The sequence below is a fragment of the Atlantibacter sp. genome (assembly GCF_032062175.1).
Classification (GTDB): domain Bacteria; phylum Pseudomonadota; class Gammaproteobacteria; order Enterobacterales; family Enterobacteriaceae; genus Atlantibacter.
The window spans coordinates 39854-56374 of sequence record NZ_DAMBQK010000025.1 but is presented as its reverse complement, the minus strand read 5'-3'; the positions used below and the strand labels follow the sequence as shown (position 1 = coordinate 56374).

At 58.0% G+C, this 16521-nt stretch carries 14 protein-coding genes; 5 read left to right on the top strand and 9 right to left on the bottom strand.

Translation table 11 applies throughout. The features are described from left to right. The first annotated feature begins 65 nt into the window (after positions 1–65). Together RT120_RS18475 and RT120_RS18470 are read left to right on the top strand one after the other, a co-directional pair. Complete coding sequence (locus tag RT120_RS18475) at positions 66–497, top strand: PTS sugar transporter subunit IIA (RefSeq protein ID WP_312984920.1); 432 nt, start codon at positions 66–68, stop codon at positions 495–497. A 75-nt stretch (positions 498–572) separates the two neighbouring features. Beyond that, positions 573–1820 (top strand): polysaccharide deacetylase family protein, encoded by a 1248-nt coding sequence (locus RT120_RS18470; protein WP_312984918.1) that lies wholly within the window; start codon positions 573–575, stop codon positions 1818–1820. A 27-nt stretch (positions 1821–1847) separates the two neighbouring features. On the opposite strand, the gene panD is transcribed toward RT120_RS18470, so the two are convergent. The 9 genes from panD to thpR all read right to left on the bottom strand — a co-directional run bounded on the left by panD (position 1848) and on the right by thpR (position 8827). Beyond that, complete coding sequence (panD, locus tag RT120_RS18465; RefSeq protein WP_002436899.1) at positions 1848–2228, bottom strand: aspartate 1-decarboxylase; 381 nt, start codon at positions 2226–2228, stop codon at positions 1848–1850. Positions 2229–2335: 107 nt separating this feature from the next. Next, the gene (gene panC / locus RT120_RS18460; RefSeq protein ID WP_312984916.1) at positions 2336–3187 is read right to left on the bottom strand and encodes a pantoate--beta-alanine ligase; all 852 of its coding nucleotides are present in this window, start codon (positions 3185–3187) and stop codon (positions 2336–2338) included. 14 nt (positions 3188–3201) lie between these two features. After that, positions 3202–3996, bottom strand: coding sequence for a 3-methyl-2-oxobutanoate hydroxymethyltransferase (gene panB / locus RT120_RS18455; protein WP_312984913.1), 795 nt, complete (start codon positions 3994–3996; stop codon positions 3202–3204). Positions 3997–4077: 81 nt separating this feature from the next. Further along, the gene (folK, locus tag RT120_RS18450) at positions 4078–4557 is read right to left on the bottom strand and encodes a 2-amino-4-hydroxy-6-hydroxymethyldihydropteridine diphosphokinase (protein WP_312984911.1); all 480 of its coding nucleotides are present in this window, start codon (positions 4555–4557) and stop codon (positions 4078–4080) included. Then, positions 4554–5951, bottom strand: a complete 1398-nt coding sequence (gene pcnB / locus RT120_RS18445) for a polynucleotide adenylyltransferase PcnB (RefSeq protein WP_312984948.1) — start codon at positions 5949–5951, stop codon at positions 4554–4556. Before pcnB ends, folK begins: the two co-directional genes overlap by 4 nt. 55 nt (positions 5952–6006) lie before the next feature. Continuing rightward, positions 6007–6888: a tRNA glutamyl-Q(34) synthetase GluQRS gene (gene gluQRS, locus RT120_RS18440; protein ID WP_409515071.1), complete on the bottom strand. Its 882-nt coding sequence runs from the start codon at positions 6886–6888 to the stop codon at positions 6007–6009. Positions 6889–6948: 60 nt separating this feature from the next. Further along, positions 6949–7404: an RNA polymerase-binding protein DksA gene (gene dksA / locus RT120_RS18435; RefSeq protein ID WP_002436912.1), complete on the bottom strand. Its 456-nt coding sequence runs from the start codon at positions 7402–7404 to the stop codon at positions 6949–6951. A gap of 178 nt (positions 7405–7582) precedes the next feature. Continuing rightward, positions 7583–8287, bottom strand: coding sequence for a DNA/RNA nuclease SfsA (gene sfsA, locus RT120_RS18430; protein WP_312984909.1), 705 nt, complete (start codon positions 8285–8287; stop codon positions 7583–7585). A gap of 12 nt (positions 8288–8299) precedes the next feature. After that, positions 8300–8827, bottom strand: a complete 528-nt coding sequence (thpR, locus tag RT120_RS18425; RefSeq protein WP_312984907.1) for an RNA 2',3'-cyclic phosphodiesterase — start codon at positions 8825–8827, stop codon at positions 8300–8302. 87 nt (positions 8828–8914) lie between these two features. On the opposite strand from thpR, the gene hrpB reads away from it, so the two are divergent. The 3 genes from hrpB (at position 8915) to fhuA (ending at position 16480) form a co-directional block, all read left to right on the top strand. Next, positions 8915–11347: an ATP-dependent helicase HrpB gene (gene hrpB, locus RT120_RS18420; RefSeq protein WP_312984905.1), complete on the top strand. Its 2433-nt coding sequence runs from the start codon at positions 8915–8917 to the stop codon at positions 11345–11347. A gap of 95 nt (positions 11348–11442) precedes the next feature. Then, a complete protein-coding gene (gene mrcB / locus RT120_RS18415; protein ID WP_312984904.1) occupies positions 11443–13968 on the top strand; it encodes a bifunctional glycosyl transferase/transpeptidase in 2526 nt (841 codons plus the stop codon). Between the two features lie 259 nt (positions 13969–14227). After that, on the top strand, positions 14228–16480 hold the full coding sequence (gene fhuA, locus RT120_RS18410) for a ferrichrome porin FhuA (RefSeq protein WP_312984902.1): 2253 nt from the start codon (positions 14228–14230) through the stop codon (positions 16478–16480). Positions 16481–16521 lie beyond the last annotated feature (41 nt).

Sequence of the window (16521 nt, the reverse complement as noted above, 5' to 3'; positions counted from 1 at the left end):
TGATTCGTATCACAACAGCAGCTCGTCACTTCGCTAAACTACCTCTTTTGGATAGGGGGCTGCGAATGCTGGGATGGGTCATCGCCTGTCATGACGACAAGGCGCAATGCATACTGGAACACCTGGAAAAACGCTTTGGCCACATTCCGCAGTGCCGGGTGGTGAACTACTGGCATGGTATTGGTACTAACATGCTTAGCCGAATGATGTGCGATGCGCTTCATCATGCAGACTCAGGCGACGGGGTGATTTTTCTCACCGACTGCAATGGCGGCGCGCCGTATCGCGTTGCTGCACTGATGAGCCACAAGCACGATAATTGTGAAGTGATTTCCGGCGTCACCGCCCACCTTCTTGGCGAACTTTATCCGCTGCGTTTCTGCTTAAGCAGTCGCGCCTTTCGCCATACCATCGTCGAGCGCGGCGGCGACGGCGTGAGCAGTCTCTGGCACCAGCAGCAAAAAAATCCCCCCTTCGTGTTACTGCATCATGCATAACCTGCGGTTTACCGCTTGGTGTGAAAGGCACTTTTTGTCAAAATAAGCGAAACTTTCTCTCCGCTTCGGTTAACTATGCTGCCTCGCCTGATTTTCTGCTTTGTGCTGTTACTGGCCGCGCCAGCCGGGGCGATCCTGGTGAATCCGACGTTTAATCCGCCGCGCTATATGCAAACCACGGAAGATGCGGATATCTGGGCGCATATTGGCAACCGGGTGATTTCCGTTGGCAGAATCGAGCAGGGCCAGGTGCTGGCGGTCGTGCCGACCGACGCCGATTACTACGAGTTCAGCTTTGGTTTTGGCACCGGGTTTATTGATAAACAGCATCTGAAACCGGTACAGGGCAAACTGCGGATTCAGGATCGGCTGGGGGATCTACACAAGCCGCTCAGCAATCAGAACCTGCTCACCTGGCAAGCCGTCACGCTGTATAACGAGCCAGACAATAAGAGCGAACCGCTGGGCATCCTGGCGGAGAATCTGCGTTATCCGATTATTTCTAAACTCAAAGATCGGCTTAACCAAACCTGGTTTCAGATCCGCATCGGCAACCGGCTGGCGTGGGTGAGCAGCCTCGACGCCCAGGAAGACAACGGTATTCCGGTGCTGACCTGGCACCATATCCTGCGCGACGAAGAGAATACCCGTTTTCGCCATACGTCCACCACCACGTCGGTGCGCGCCTTCAGCAACCAGATGACCTGGCTGCGCGACATGGGCTATACCACGCTCTCGCTGTACCAGCTTGAGGGCTACGTGAATAACCGTATGAATTTGCCCGCCAGAGCGGTGGCGATCACCTTCGACGATGGCCTGAAGTCGGTGTCACGCTATGCGTATCCGGTGCTGAAGCAGTACGGATTTACCGCCACGGCGTTTATTATCTCTTCGCGCATCAAGCGCCATCCGCAAAAATGGGACCCGAAATTTCTACAGTTCATGAGCCTGGCGGAACTGCAATCCATTCAGGACGTGTTTGATATTCAGTCGCATACCCACTTTTTGCACCGCATTGATGGCTTACGCCACCCGATTATGCTTAGCCGCAGCTATCACAATATTCTGTTTGATTTTGAGCGTTCGCGCCGGGCGCTGGCGCAATTCAACCCCCACGTGCTGTATCTCTCGTACCCGTTTGGCGGTTACGACCAGAAGGCGGTTAAAGCGGCCCATGATGCCGGTTTTCATTTAGCGGTAACGACGGTGAAAGGGAAGGTGAAACCGGGGGATAACCCATACTTGCTGAAGCGGCTGTATATTCTGAGAACCGATTCGCTGGAGGATATGGCGCGCTTGATCAGTAATCAGCCGCAGGGGTAATAGCGCCCGCGAACGGGCGCAAAAACATCAGGCAACCTGAACCGGAACCGCTTTGGCGGTGCGTTTCATCTCGTTATCGCCGTCAAAGTACGCCACTTTCGGCTGCCAGCTGCGGGCCTGCTCATCCGGCATGGTGACGTAGCTGGCAATAATCAAAATATCGCCCACATCGGCGCAGTGCGCCGCCGCCCCGTTAACGGAGATGATTTTCGAACCGCGCTCGCCGGAAATGGCGTAAGTAGAAAAACGCTTACCGTTGGTCACGTTATAAATATCGATGGCTTCGTATTCCAGAATGCCAGCCGCTTCAAGAAAATCCTGATCAATGGCGCAGGAACCTTCATAGTGCAAGTCTGCCTGAGTCACTTTGACGCGATGCAGTTTGCCCTGCAACATTGTACGAATCATAAATTTAACCCTGTTAACACCAACGCTGTCAGAGCGGGGACGCCCGCTCCAGGAATTTTACCCAGGCAGTATTGCCCGTTTTATAAACGCTGTCTATCCCCGTTCCGTTACGCCAGATCGACCGTCAGATTATCAATCAGGCGCGCCTGGCCGAGCCATGCCGCCATCAGCACCACGGCGCGCTGGCTCTGTGGCGTCAGCGCCAGCAGGGTATCGGCATCGCGGATCTGCAAATCATCGCTGCGGAAGCCTTTTTCGTTCAGCTCCAGCGCGGCGGCTGCAAGAATCTCTTCCACGTTGCGCTCGCCAGCTTTTAATTTTTCGCCGATGCCGTTCATCACTTTGCTGAGTCCCGGCGCGATTTTACGCTGGTCGCTGGTGAGGTAGCCGTTGCGCGAGCTGAGCGCCAGGCCGTCTTTGGCTCGCACGGTCGGTACGCCAACAATTTCGATGTCGTAGCTCATATCGGCGACCATTTTGCGGATCAGCGCCAACTGCTGGTAATCCTTCTCGCCGAAGCAGGCGATATCCGGTTGCACCAGGTTAAACAGCTTGCTGACCACGGTGGACACGCCGCGGAAATGACCCGGACGGCTCGCGCCTTCCAGCATGGTGGAGATACCCGGCACGTCGACATAGGTTTGCTCGCCCATGCCGCGCGGATACACTTCTTCCGGCGTCGGGGAAAAGACGAACTCCACGCCACGACGGTTCAGTTTTTCGCAATCTTCCTGGAGGGTGCGCGGATAACGCGCCAGATCGTCCGGGCGATCGAACTGCATCGGATTAACGAAAATGCTGACCACCACCACGTCGGCGCGCGCTTTCGCTTCATCAACCAGCTTCATATGGCCGTCATGAAGATTTCCCATCGTCGGCACCAGCGCAATCCGTTTGCCTTCAAGGCGCAGACGGCGAATCTGCTGGCGCAGCATCAATACGGTTTCAATAATCAGCACAACCCATACTCCTGTCAGTGGAAACTGTGTTCTTCACCCGGATAAGCCCCGGATTCGACCTCAGTAATATACTGGCGCACGGCGGCACGCATGTCGCCCGCGTCGGCAAGGAAATTTTTAGCGAATTTCGGGATATGGCCGCCGGTGATGCCAAAGGCGTCGTGCATCACCAGGATTTGCCCGTCGGTGACGTTGCCCGCGCCGATGCCGATTACCGGGATGCGTAATGCGTCGGTAACGCGCTTCGCCAGCTCAACCGGTACGCATTCCAGCACCAGCAACTGCGCCCCGGCGGCTTCCAGCGCCAGCGCATCGTCCAGTAGCGTTTGCGCGGCGGCTTCATCCCGGCCCTGCACTTTATAGCCGCCGAAAATATTCACCGACTGCGGGGTCAGACCCAGATGGCCGCACACCGGCACGGCGCGTTCGGTCAGCATCCGCACGGTATCCACCAGCCAGCGGCCACCTTCGATTTTCACCATATTGGCGCCGGCGCGCATCACCACGCTGGCGTTGGCAAACGTCTGTTCCGGCGTGGCGTAGGCCATAAACGGCAGGTCGGCCAGCAGCAGGCAATGCGGGGCACCGCGACGTACCGCACGGGTGTGATAGGCAATATCGTCAACGGTGACGGGCAGGGTGGAATCATGTCCCTGTACCGTCATTCCCAGCGAGTCGCCCACCAGCATCACGCCGATGCCTTCGTCGGCAAACAGTTTGGCGAAGCTGAAATCATAAGCCGTGATAGTCGCGAATTTCTGGCCGCTGGCCTTGAGACGTAGTAGTTGGGCAATGGTGGTTGGTTTCATGGCTGTCCCCTGAACTGAAAATGGCGAACAGTGTAAACGATAGTTTTCAGGCTGAGTAGCCGGGGTTCAGGGAGGAAGCCACTACCAGCGGGAAATGCCGGAAGGATCAAGATTTGCCAGCAGATCGGTCACGTTATCGCCATCCGGGAAGTGCAAATTCGGGGCGATCTGGGCCAGCGGCAACAGCATAAAGGCGCGGTTTTTCATGTCGTAATGCGGGACGGTCAGGCGGGGAGTATTCATTTGCAGCTCGCCAAACAGCATGATGTCCAGATCGAGGGTACGCGGCCCCCAGCGATGGGCTTTACGCTCGCGCCCCTGCTGTAGCTCAATACGCTGGGTATGATCCAGCAGTACTTCCGGGGCCAGCGCGGTATCCAGCGCCACGGCGGCGTTGAGATAATCAGGCTGATCCTGCGGGCCAAGCGGTGGGGTGCGATAAAAGTCGGAAACCGCGACGATCTGGCTTTCGGGGATCTCAGCCAGCGCCGCCAGGGCAGCATTCACTTGTTCAAGCGGGGACGCAAGGTTGCTGCCGATAGCGATATAAACGCGGGTCACGCGTTGTCCTCACGGCGAGGCGCACGACGGCGCGGGCGGCGTGGACGGCGGCGCGTGGCCGGTTCATCATCCAAATCGTTAAGCATATCTTTCTGTGCAGGCGGCGCGGAAACCTGAAACTCGCCCCACCAGCGGGTCAGACGCTGTAGTTCGGCGTTGTTTTCCGCTTCGGCGCGCAGTGCCAGCAGGTCGTAAGCCGCGCGGAATTTTGGATGCTCCATCAGCTTCCAGGCGCGTTTACCCTGACGGCGCGACATGCGTAACTGCAACTGCCAGATATCGCGGATTAGCGCGGTGATACGTTTCGGGATAGCCAGCGAACGGCAGGCTTCATCAAGCACATCGTTCATCGCCAGCGCGAAAGCATCGTTCCAGCTCAGGCCGCTTTCCTGCGCGATTTTTTGCGCGGTTTCAATTTGCGGATACCAGAACAGGGCAGCGAACAGGAACGCCGGATTCACGCGCATGTCGTTGTGAATGCGGGTATCGGTGTTCTTCAACACCTGGGCGATGATGCGTTCCATTGGGCTGTCGCCCTGCTCAGTAAAGAAGCGGGTAATCGTCGGGAACAGCGGCTGGAACAGGGAATATTCGCGCAACAGCAGATAGGTATTGTAGCCGTAGCCCATCTGCAACAGCTTTAACGCTTCTTCAAACAGGCGCGCGGGCGGCACATCGTTCAGCAGCGTCGCCAGACGGGGGATCGGCTCGCCGGTTTCCGGGCTGATCTGCATATCCAGGCGGGCAGCAAAACGCACCGCGCGCAGCATACGCACCGGATCTTCACGGTAGCGGGTTTCCGGATCGCCAATCAGACGGATGATGCCGAGTTTTAAGTCCTGCAATCCGCCGACGTAATCGCGCACGGTAAAATCCGCCACGCTGTAATACAGGCTGTTGATAGTGAAATCGCGGCGCTGGGCGTCTTCTTCGATGGAACCGAAAATGTTATCGCGCAGCAGCATGCCGTTCTGGCCACGTTGCGAAATCGCGCGATCGCTGACATTTTCTTCGTGATGACCGCGAAAGGTTGCCACTTCGATAATTTCCGGGCCGAACATCACGTGCGCCAGGCGGAAACGGCGGCCAACCAGACGGCAGTTGCGAAACAGTTTGCGGACCTGATCCGGCGTGGCGTTGGTCGTCACATCGAAATCTTTCGGTTTTTTGCCCAGCAACAGATCGCGCACGCCGCCGCCGACCAGCCACGCTTCATAGCCCGCTTTATTCAGGCGGTACATCACCTTGAGGGCGTTTTCACTGATATCTTTGCGGGAAATAGCGTGCTGTTCGCGCGGGATGACGGTAATCGTGGGCTGGCTGACGATATCGTCAACCTCGCTTTCCTCGCGATTTAACACCTTGCGGCAAAAATTAGCGACTCGGGTAAAAATGGTGCACCTCGGTAGTGTGTCAGACTCTGGACAAAAAATAGCGGCTAATCATAGCTCAGCGCAACGCATTTGAGAATGCTGGATTCACGGGTATCCGATGGGGAGACCAGTTAATCGCCGCTTCGCGCAGCAACGCATCGGTAGATAAATCCCGCCAGTGCTCTGTTACAGGCTGGTTCAAAAACTGCAAAGCGGCAACCAGCATCGGTTTCGGATCGCCGTGCGGCAAAGCAGGAGCATGGTTCTGTTTTGACAATTTATTCCCGTCGGCGTTGAGCGCCAGCGGCAGATGAAACCACTCAGGCGGCTGCCAGCCGAACTGATGATACAACGACACCTGTCGCACGGTGGGTTCAATTAAATCCGCCCCGCGTACAATTTCGGTAATACCCTGAAAATGATCGTCCACCACCACCGCAAGGTTATAGGCAAACAGCCCGTCGCGGCGGTGAATAATAAAATCTTCACGGGCCAGCGCCGGGTCGGCGACGATGTCGCCGCGCAGCCGATCGGTAAAAGCCATGACCGGCTGGGACTGGCGTAAACGCACGGCGGCGTTTTCCGGGCCATGATGTAAATCACGGCAGTGGCCGTCGTAAATGCCGCCGATCTGCTGGATGCGGCTGCGGGTGCAGGTGCAGTAATAGCTGCGCTGATGTTCGCGTAGCCAGGCAAGGGCGTCGCGGTAGGCGTCGTGGCGTGCGGACTGGTACAGCACCTCGCCGTCCCAGTGCAGATTATAGTGTTCAAGCTGGCGCAAAATGGTATCGGCAGCGCCGGGCACTTCGCGCGGCGGGTCGATATCTTCAATGCGCACCCGCCAGACGCCGTGCTGCGCGCGGGCCTGCAAATAGCTGCCCAGCGCGGCGATCAGCGAGCCGAAGTGAAGTTCACCAGAAGGAGAAGGGGCAAAACGCCCGATATAAGCTGTGGACATAGCGCTAAAAAACAAGGCGGGAAAGACCCCGCCTTTGTTATTGATGGATATGAGCCGGTCTTAGCCAGCCATCTGTTTTTCGCGGATTTCGGCCAGCGTCTTGCAGTCAATGCACAGGTCCGCGGTCGGACGTGCTTCAAGACGACGAATACCGATTTCCACTCCACATGATTCGCAGAAGCCGAAGTCTTCGTCTTCTACTTTTTTGAGAGTCTTCTCGATTTTCTTGATCAGTTTACGCTCACGGTCGCGGTTACGCAGTTCGAGGCTGAACTCTTCTTCCTGGGCGGCACGGTCGACCGGGTCCGGGAAGTTAGCCGCTTCATCCTGCATATGCGTAACGGTGCGATCGACTTCATCCCTAAGTTGATTACGCCATGCTTCAAGAATGCGCTTGAAGTGTGCCAGCTGGGCTTCATTCATATACTCTTCGCCCGGCTTCTCTTGATACGGCTCCACCCCAGCGATGGCGAGAATACTCAGGGACGATGTTTTACGTTTTTGCCCTTCTTGCATGTTGCTTCTCCTTAACACGCACTATCGATCCCCTTGTCGGGGGAAAAATCAGGCCGCTATAAATAGCAGAAGCTTTTCGGGATAGCAATTGTATAAACGTTACACTTGACAACCCTGTGAGGAAAAGCGTATTTGCGCATGCGCCTGAAACAATAATGACTCAAACGGTTAACCGGCATTACAAACAGACCGGTACGGGTATCGTTAATTGCATTTTCTCGGCGGTTAACGTCGCCTTCCAGGCAACGATTTCCACCCCTTTTTGCTGTGCTTCACTGAGCAACATCGCGTATCGGGGGTCGATGTGGCGCGCCGGAGAGACCTGTTCAATCGCCGAATGCAACACGGCGAATAACAGGACGGCACGTTCGCCGTTCTCCACCACACTCATCAATTCACGCAGGTGTTTTTGGCCCCGCACCGTGACGGCGTCGGGAAAATACCCTTGCGAATTATCCGATAACGTTACTGATTTCACTTCAATATAGCAGTTAACCTTGCAACCTGCCTGTAACATGAAATCAATACGGCTGCGTTCTGCGCCGTACTTAACTTCGCTTAAGACCGCCGAATATTCAGAAAATTCACCCAGCCGTTTTTCGTGTATGGCTTCTTTTACCAGCTGGTTGGCGCGCAGCGTGTTCACGCAGATGAAATGCCCCTGCTGAGTCTGGGTTAACTCCCAGGTGTGCGGATACTTACGCGTCAGGTTTGGCGAGGTGGAATACCACACGGTATCGCCCGGCGTGGCGCAGCCGGTCATCGCGCCGGTGTTAGGGCAATGCAGGGTCAGCAGCGCGCCGTCGGGCGTGACGACATCGGCCAGAAAACGTTTGTAACGCGTAATCAGCGTGGCGGATTGCAGCGGGGGAGAAAACTCCATAATCGATCCTTTTTATAATAGCGACCAGCGCTCCAGCGGCTGGTAATGCGTACGGCCCTGGCTGAACTGCGAGGAATAGAGCACGAATTCGGTCACCGGAAAGGCCCAGTGAAAGCCCGGCGCTGGGATCGCCACCTGATGCGCAGCATTCCGCAGTAGCGTGACATGCGGATGAAACGGCTGCGGGCTTTGATAGCAGCCGCTGCGCGCGGCCTGGGCACGCAGCAGATTAGCCAGTTGCAATAACCCGCGCGGCGGCTGGCGGCTGCCCAGCCAGACCACCCGCGAACGCGGCCAGTGCCCGGCATCGTCCAGCGTCAGGGTAAACGCAGGCTGCTGGATGCGCCCGGCCAGCGTCATCAGCGTTTGCTGTTTTTGCTCGCTGACTTCCCCTAAAAATGCCAGCGTCAGGTGTAAATTCGCCGCCGCGATGGGGCGGCCCGCGTCCGGGGCGAACTGCGCGGCGCGCCACTGGATCACCTGCTGTTGGATCGCAGCGGGTATCTCAAGCGCGAAAAATAGCCGTTTGGACTCAGACATGGCAGTTCTCGGTAATGGTTTGAGGGGATGCTACAATGCGCCCGTTTTAATGTTAACCCTTTTGATGTGAACCCCAGGGAGCTCGCTGTGTCGTCATTGCCGGTCGCCGCCGTTTTACCCCATCTGCTGGATGCCCTGCAATCCGCCCCGCAGGTCCTGCTCAGTGCGCCCACTGGCGCAGGCAAATCTACCTGGCTGCCGCTACAGCTGCTGAAGGCGGCGGGCCTCAATGGCAAAATTCTTTTGCTGGAGCCGCGTCGTCTGGCGGCGCGTAACGTCGCCCAGCGTCTGGCGGAATTGCTGGATGAAGCGCCCGGTGAAACCGTTGGCTACCGAATGCGCGGCGAAACCTGTGTTGGGCCAAAAACGCGCCTGGAAGTGGTCACCGAAGGGATTTTGACGCGCCTGATCCAGCAGGACCCGGAACTCACCGGCATCAGTCTGGTGATCCTCGATGAATTCCACGAGCGCAGCTTACAAGCCGATCTGGCGCTGGCGCTGCTGCTGGATGTACAGCAGGGACTGCGCGACGATCTCAAACTGCTGGTTATGTCTGCCACCCTGGACAACGCTCGTCTGGAAGCGCTGTTGCCCGACGCGCCGGTTGTGGCGTCAGAGGGGCGCGCGTTCCCGGTAGAGCGGCGCTGGCAGCCGTTGCCCAGCCAGTTGCGCACTGAAGAGGCGATTGCCATCGCGACGGCGCAGTTGCTGCGGGAAGAATCCGGCTCGCTGCTGCTGTTTTTGCCCGGCATAGCGGAAATCCAGCGCGTGCAGGAACAGCTGGCTGAGCGTGTCCCTGGCGATGTGCTGCTGTGCCCGCTGTACGGCGCGCTGCCGCTCAGCGAGCAGCGTAAAGCAATTCTCCCTGCGCCCGCCGGGTTTCGCAAAGTGGTGCTGGCGACCAATATTGCCGAAACCAGTTTGACCATCGAAGGTATTCGCCTGGTGGTAGACAGTACCCTGGAGCGCGTGGCGCGTTTTGACCCGCGCAGCGGCCTGACGCGGCTTATCACCCAGCGCGCCAGCCAGGCGTCGATGATCCAGCGCGCCGGTCGCGCCGGGCGGCTGGAGCCGGGCATCTGTCTGCATCTCACGGCGAAAGAGCAGGGCGAGCGCGCGGCGGCCCAGGCGGAGCCGGAAATCCTGCAAAGCGATCTCAGCGGATTATGGCTGGAGTTGTTGCAGTGGGGCTGCCAGGATGTCGCGCAGCTCAACTGGCTGGATACGCCATCCGAAGTTAACCTTGCCGCCGCCCGCATGTTACTCGAACAGTTAGGTGCAATAAAGGAAGGGCGATTAACCGCGCGCGGTCTTCAGATGACAAAATTCGGCAACGATCCCCGGCTGGCGGCAATGCTGGCGGCAGCGGATTCCGCCGATGAAAAAGCCACCGCCGCCTGGCTTGCCGCGCTGCTTGAAGAGCCACCGCGTAACAGTAATAGCGATTTAGCCAGCGCGTTTTCGCGCAGCCAGCACAACTGGCAGAGCCGCAGCCAACAGTTGCTGAAGCGCATGGACAGCCGTGGCGGCGCGCGGGATATCGCCCTCGTGCCGAAGCTGTTAGCTATCGCGTATGGCGACCGAATCGCCCGGCGGCGCGGGCTGGATGGCCGCTATCAGCTCGCTAACGGCATGGGGGCGCGGCTCGATCCTGACGATGCGCTGACCCGCTATGATTGGCTGATCGCTCCGCTGCTGTTGCAGGGCAGCCACTCGCCGGACGCGCGCATGTTGCAGGCGCTGGCGCTGGATATTGACTCGCTGATCGCCCAGTGCCCGCAGCTGCTGCGCCAGCAGGACAGCGTAGAGTGGGACGATGCCCAGGGCACGCTGAGAGCGTTTCGCCGCCAGCAAATCGGCGAGTTGGTGGTCAGGAACCAGCTGCTGGCGCGCCCGTCGGAAGAAGAATTACATCAGGCGATGCTTAACGGTATCCGTGAAAAAGGGCTGGCGGTACTCAACTGGAGCCCGCAAGCCGAGCAATTGCGGCTACGCTTACACTGCGCCGCGCAATGGCTGCCTGAATATTGCTGGCCTGATGTTTCAGATTCGGCACTTTTGGCTACACTTGAGCGCTGGCTGCTGCCGCAACTCAGCGGCGTGCACTCGCTGCGCGCTTTGCAGAACGTCGATTTAAGCGCGGCGCTCGGCAATCTGCTGGAGTGGTCGCAACGTCAACATCTGGATAGTGCGCTGCCAACTCATTACACTGTGCCCACCGGAAGCCGGATAGCCGTGCGCTATCATCAGGAAAACCCGCCCGTGCTGGCGGTGCGGATGCAGGAAATGTTCGGCGAAGCGGCGACCCCGGTGATTGCCGAAGGCCGCGTTCCGCTAACGCTGGAGCTGCTGTCGCCCGCCCAGCGCCCGCTGCAAATCACCCGTGATTTGAGCGCTTTCTGGAAAGGATCGTACCGGGAAGTACAAAAAGAGATGAAGGGGCGTTATCCAAAACACGCCTGGCCGGACGACCCAGCCAGCGCGTTGCCGACACGCCGCACCAAAAAGCATCAGCCGTAACGGGATGCCGGTACTTTTGAGAGATTTCTTCTTTCGCGGCGACGTGAAAGAACCAAGAATCAGGCCCTCGCGCCTGAACGTAGTGGAGAGAAAGCATGGCGGGGAATGACCGCGAACCCATCGGGCGTAAAGGGCGACCTTCACGTCCGGTGAAACAGAAAGTGACCCGTCGTCGTCTCAGAGATGATGAGTACGACGATGAATATGAAGACGATGCAGACGAGGAGCCAATGCCCCCACGGAAAGGCAAAGGGAAAAAGCCGCAGAAAAAGCGCCGCTGGCTATGGCTATTGCTGAAAATCTTGCTGGTGCTGCTTGTGGTGCTGGTGATTTACGGTGTCTATCTTGACCAGAAAATCCGCAGCCGCATCGACGGTAAAGTCTGGCAGTTGCCCGCCGCGGTCTATGGCCGGATGGTCAACCTTGAGCCGGATATGCCCGTCAGTAAGCAGGAGATGGTGCAACTGCTTGAGGCGACGCAGTATCGCCAGGTGACGCGAATGACGCGCCCGGGCGAGTTTACCGTGCAGGCCAACAGCATTGAGATGATCCGCCGCCCGTTCGATTTCCCGGACAGCAAAGAAGGGCAGGTGCGCGCGCGTCTGTCGTTCAGTAAAGATCGTCTTGAAACTATTGAGAACCTCGACAGCAAGCGGCAGTTCGGCTTCTTCCGCCTCGATCCACGCCTGATCACCATGCTTTCTTCGCCGAATGGCGAGCAGCGTCTGTTCGTACCGCGCAGCGGCTACCCGGATCTGCTGGTGGATACGCTGATCGCTACCGAAGACCGCCATTTCTACGAGCATGACGGCATTAGCCTCTACTCGATTGGCCGTGCGGTGCTGGCGAACCTGACCGCCGGGCGCGCCGTTCAGGGAGCGAGTACGCTGACCCAGCAGTTAGCGAAAAACCTGTTCCTGTCGAGCGAGCGCACCCTGTGGCGTAAGGCCAACGAAGCCTATATGGCGCTGATCATGGACGCCCGCTACAGCAAAGACCGCATCCTTGAGCTGTATCTGAACGAAGTGTATCTCGGCCAGAGCGGCGATAACGAGATCCGCGGTTTCCCGCTGGCCAGCCTGTATTACTTTGGCCGCCCGGTCGACGAACTGAGCCTTGACCAGCAGGCGCTGCTGGTGGGCATGGTGAAAGGCGCGTCGATTTATAACCCGTGGCGTAACCCGAAAATGGCGCTGGAGCGCCGTAATCTGGTGCTGCGTCTGTTGCAGGAACAGAAGGTTATCGACCAGGAGCTGTATGACATGCTGAGCGCTCGTCCGCTGGGCGTGCAGCCGCGCGGCGGGGTGATCTCTCCGCAACCGGCGTTTATGCAGATGGTGCGCCAGGAGCTGCAAACCAAACTGGGCGATAAAGTGAAAGATCTCTCCGGCGTGAAGATCTTCACCACCTTTGATTCAGTGGCGCAGGATGCGGCGGAAAAAGCCGCTATCGAAGGCATTCCGGCGCTGATCAAACAGCGTAAGCTGAGCGATCTGGAAACCGCGATGGTGGTGGTCGACCGCTTCAGTGGCGAAGTCCGCGCGATGGTTGGCGGGGCGAATCCGCAGTTTGCTGGCTATAACCGCGCTATGCAGGCGCGCCGATCAATCGGTTCACTGGCTAAACCGGCGACCTATCTGACCGCGCTCAGCCAGCCGAACCAGTACCGCCTGAATACCTGGATTGCCGATGCGCCGATTTCGCTGCGTCAGCCGAACGGCCAGGTGTGGTCGCCGCAAAACGATGACCATCGTTACAGCGGCCAGGTGATGCTGGTGGATGCGCTGACCCGCTCCATGAACGTACCGACGGTGAATCTGGGGATGGCGCTTGGCCTGCCTGCGGTCACCGAAACCTGGCTGAAACTGGGCGTGCCGAAAGATCAGCTGCACCCGGTTCCGTCAATGCTGCTGGGCGCGCTGAACCTGACGCCGATTGAAGTGGCCCAGGCGTTCCAGACCATCGCCAGCGGCGGCAACCGCGCCACGCTGTCAGCAGTACGCTCGGTGATTGCCGAAGACGGCACCGCGCTGTTCCAGAGTTTCCCGCAGTCTGAACGTGCGGTACCGGCGCAAGCGGCGTATATGACGCTGTGGACCATGCAGCAGGTCGTGCAACGCGGAACCGGCCGTCAGTTGGGCGCGAAATTCCCTGGCCTGCATCTGGCCGGGAAAACCGGTACTACTAACAATCAGGTGGACACCTGGTTTGCCGGTATCGATGGCCGTGAAGTGGTGATCACCTGGGTAGGGCGCGACAACAACCAGCCGACTAAGCTGTACGGTGCCAGCGGTGCGATGTCGATTTACCAGCGCTACCTCAGCAACCAGTCGCCGATCGCGCTGGATCTGACGCCGCCGGAAGACATCGTTAATATGGGCGTGGACGACCAGGGTTACTTCCTGTGCGGCGGCGGCGGAATGCGTTCGCTGCCAGTGTGGACCACCAACCCGGATGCGCTTTGCCAGCAGAGCCGCCCGGTAGAGCCGTCGGGTAACCCGTTTGACCAGTCATCACCGTCGCAACCGCAGCAGCCTCAGCAACAGCAGCAGGCTCCGGCGCAGGAACAGAAAAGCGATGGCGTGGCAGGCTGGATCAAGGACATGTTCGGCAGTAACTAACGCAGCCATAAAACGCGTATAAGGGCGGGATCATCCCGCCCTTTGTTTTGCGTGGCTCTCACCTTTTTTCACATCTCTGTAACTGCCTCAATACCCCGCTACAACCCACTTTTAGCAAGGTGATTATTTCTTGTTCCCTCAGTGAAATCGGGGGCGTGTGCTGCTTGCTATGCAAACAGCGTTTCGCATATTATCCTGCGGTCATAATAATAATTATCGTTTACGTTATCATTCGTCATATTCACGTAGAGAAAATCCAATGGCGCGTCCAGACACTGCTCAGCCAGTCAATACCTCACTGCGTAAAGTCGCAGTGATGATAGCCACAGCAGTCGGCAGCATTTCTGCTCCGGTTTTTGCGGCTGACACTACCCAGAAAGAAGATACCATCACCGTTACCGCAGCGGCTCCGCAGGAAAGCGCATGGGGCCCGGCGGCTACCATCGCGGCCAGACAATCGGCCACCGCCACTAAAACGGATACCCCCATCCAGAAAGCACCGCAGTCTATTTCCGTGGTGACTGCCGAAGAGATGGCGCTGCATCAGCCGAAATCCGTGAAAGAAGCCCTGAGCTACACGCCGGGCGTCGCCGTGGGAACCCGTGGCGCATCCAACACCTATGATTACCTGATCATTCGCGGTTTCGCAGCCGACGGCCAGAGCCAGAATAACTATCTGAACGGCCTGAAAATGCAGGGAAATTTCTATAATGATGCAGTGATTGACCCCTATATGCTGGAACGCGCTGAAGTGCTGCGCGGTCCGGTTTCCGTACTGTACGGAAAGAGCAACCCTGGCGGCTTGCTGAACATGGTCAGCAAGCGCCCGACCACCGAGCCGCTGTATGAAGTCCAGTTCAAAATGGGCACCGACAGCCTGTATCAGACCGGCTTCGATTTCAGCGATGCGCTGGATGACGACGGCGTTTACTCCTGGCGCTTAACCGGCCTGGCGCGCTCGGCGAACGCCCAGCAGAAGGGTGCGGAAGAGCAGCGTTACGCCATCGCGCCGTCATTTAGCTGGCGTCCGGATGACAAAACCAACTTTACCTTCCTCTCTTACTTCCAGAACGAGCCGGAAACTGGCTATTACGGCTGGCTGCCGAAAGAGGGCACGGTATCTACGCTGCCGAACGGTAGCCGTCTGCCGACCGATTTCAACGAAGGCGCGGATAACAACACCTACTCGCGTAACGAGAAAATGGTGGGTTACAGCTTCGAACACGGCTTTAACGACACCTTCACCGTGCGTCAGAACCTGCGTTATGCGCAGAACAAAACCTCGCAGAACAGCGTTTACGGCTATGGCATGTGTTCCGATCCGCTGTACACCGGCGATCCGGCTAGCGGCCCATGCGCAACCATTGCGCCGTCTGAATGGGGCCATACCCTGACGCGCCGCTATGTAGACGACGACGAGAAATTAGAGAACTTCGCGGTTGATACCCAGCTGCAAAGCACTTTCGCTACCGGCTCCGTGGACCACACCCTGTTAACCGGCGTCGACTTTATGCGCATGCGTAACGACATCAACTCCTGGTTTGGTTGGGCGGGTTCCGTGGCGTCATCGGATATCTATAACCTCGACCGCAGCGACTTTGATTTCGGCGCTCACCCTGGTCCTGGTGCCGCTTACCGTGTGCTGAATAAGCAGAAACAGACCGGCGTCTACGTGCAGGATCAGGCGCAGTGGGACAAGGTGCTGGTGACCCTGGGCGGCCGTTACGACTGGGCGGAGCAGGATTCGCTGGATCGTGAAGCGAATGTCCAGCACTCGCGTAATGATAACGAGTTCACCTGGCGTGGCGGCGTGAACTATCTATTCGACAACGGCGTAACCCCGTACTTTAGCTACAGCGAATCGTTTGAACCGGCCTCTACCGTGGGTGCGGATGCCAATATCTTCGCGCCGTCTAAAGGCAAACAGTACGAAGCGGGCGTTAAATACGTACCGGAAGATCGTCCGATCGTGCTGACCGGCGCGGTGTATCAGCTGACCAAAACCAACAACCTGATGGCCGACCCGGCGGGCTCGTTCTTCTCGGTTGAAGGCGGCGAAATCCGTGCGCGCGGCGTTGAGCTGGAAGCTAAAGCGGCGCTCTCCGCGAGCATCAACATGGTAGGTTCTTACACCTACACCGATGCGGAATACACCACCGACACCAACTACAAAGGCAACACCCCGGCTCAGGTGCCAAAACACATGGCGTCGCTGTGGGGTGATTACACGATGTTTGACGGCCCGCTCTCCGGCCTGACTCTGGGCACCGGCGTGCGCTATACCAGCACCAGTTACGGCGATCCGGCGAACTCCTTTAAAGTCGGCAGCTACACCCTGGTGGATGCGCTGGTCCGCTACGACCTGGCTCGCGTCGGCATGGCTGGCTCCAACGTGGCGCTTCACGTCAACAACCTGTTCGATCGTGAATACGTCGCCAGCTGCTTCAATACCTATGGCTGCTTCTGGGGCGCGGAACGTCAGGTTGTCGCGACCGCGACCTTCCGTTTCTGATCCGTTTTCGGGCACGGTACGCCGTGCCCTTTATCAAGTTG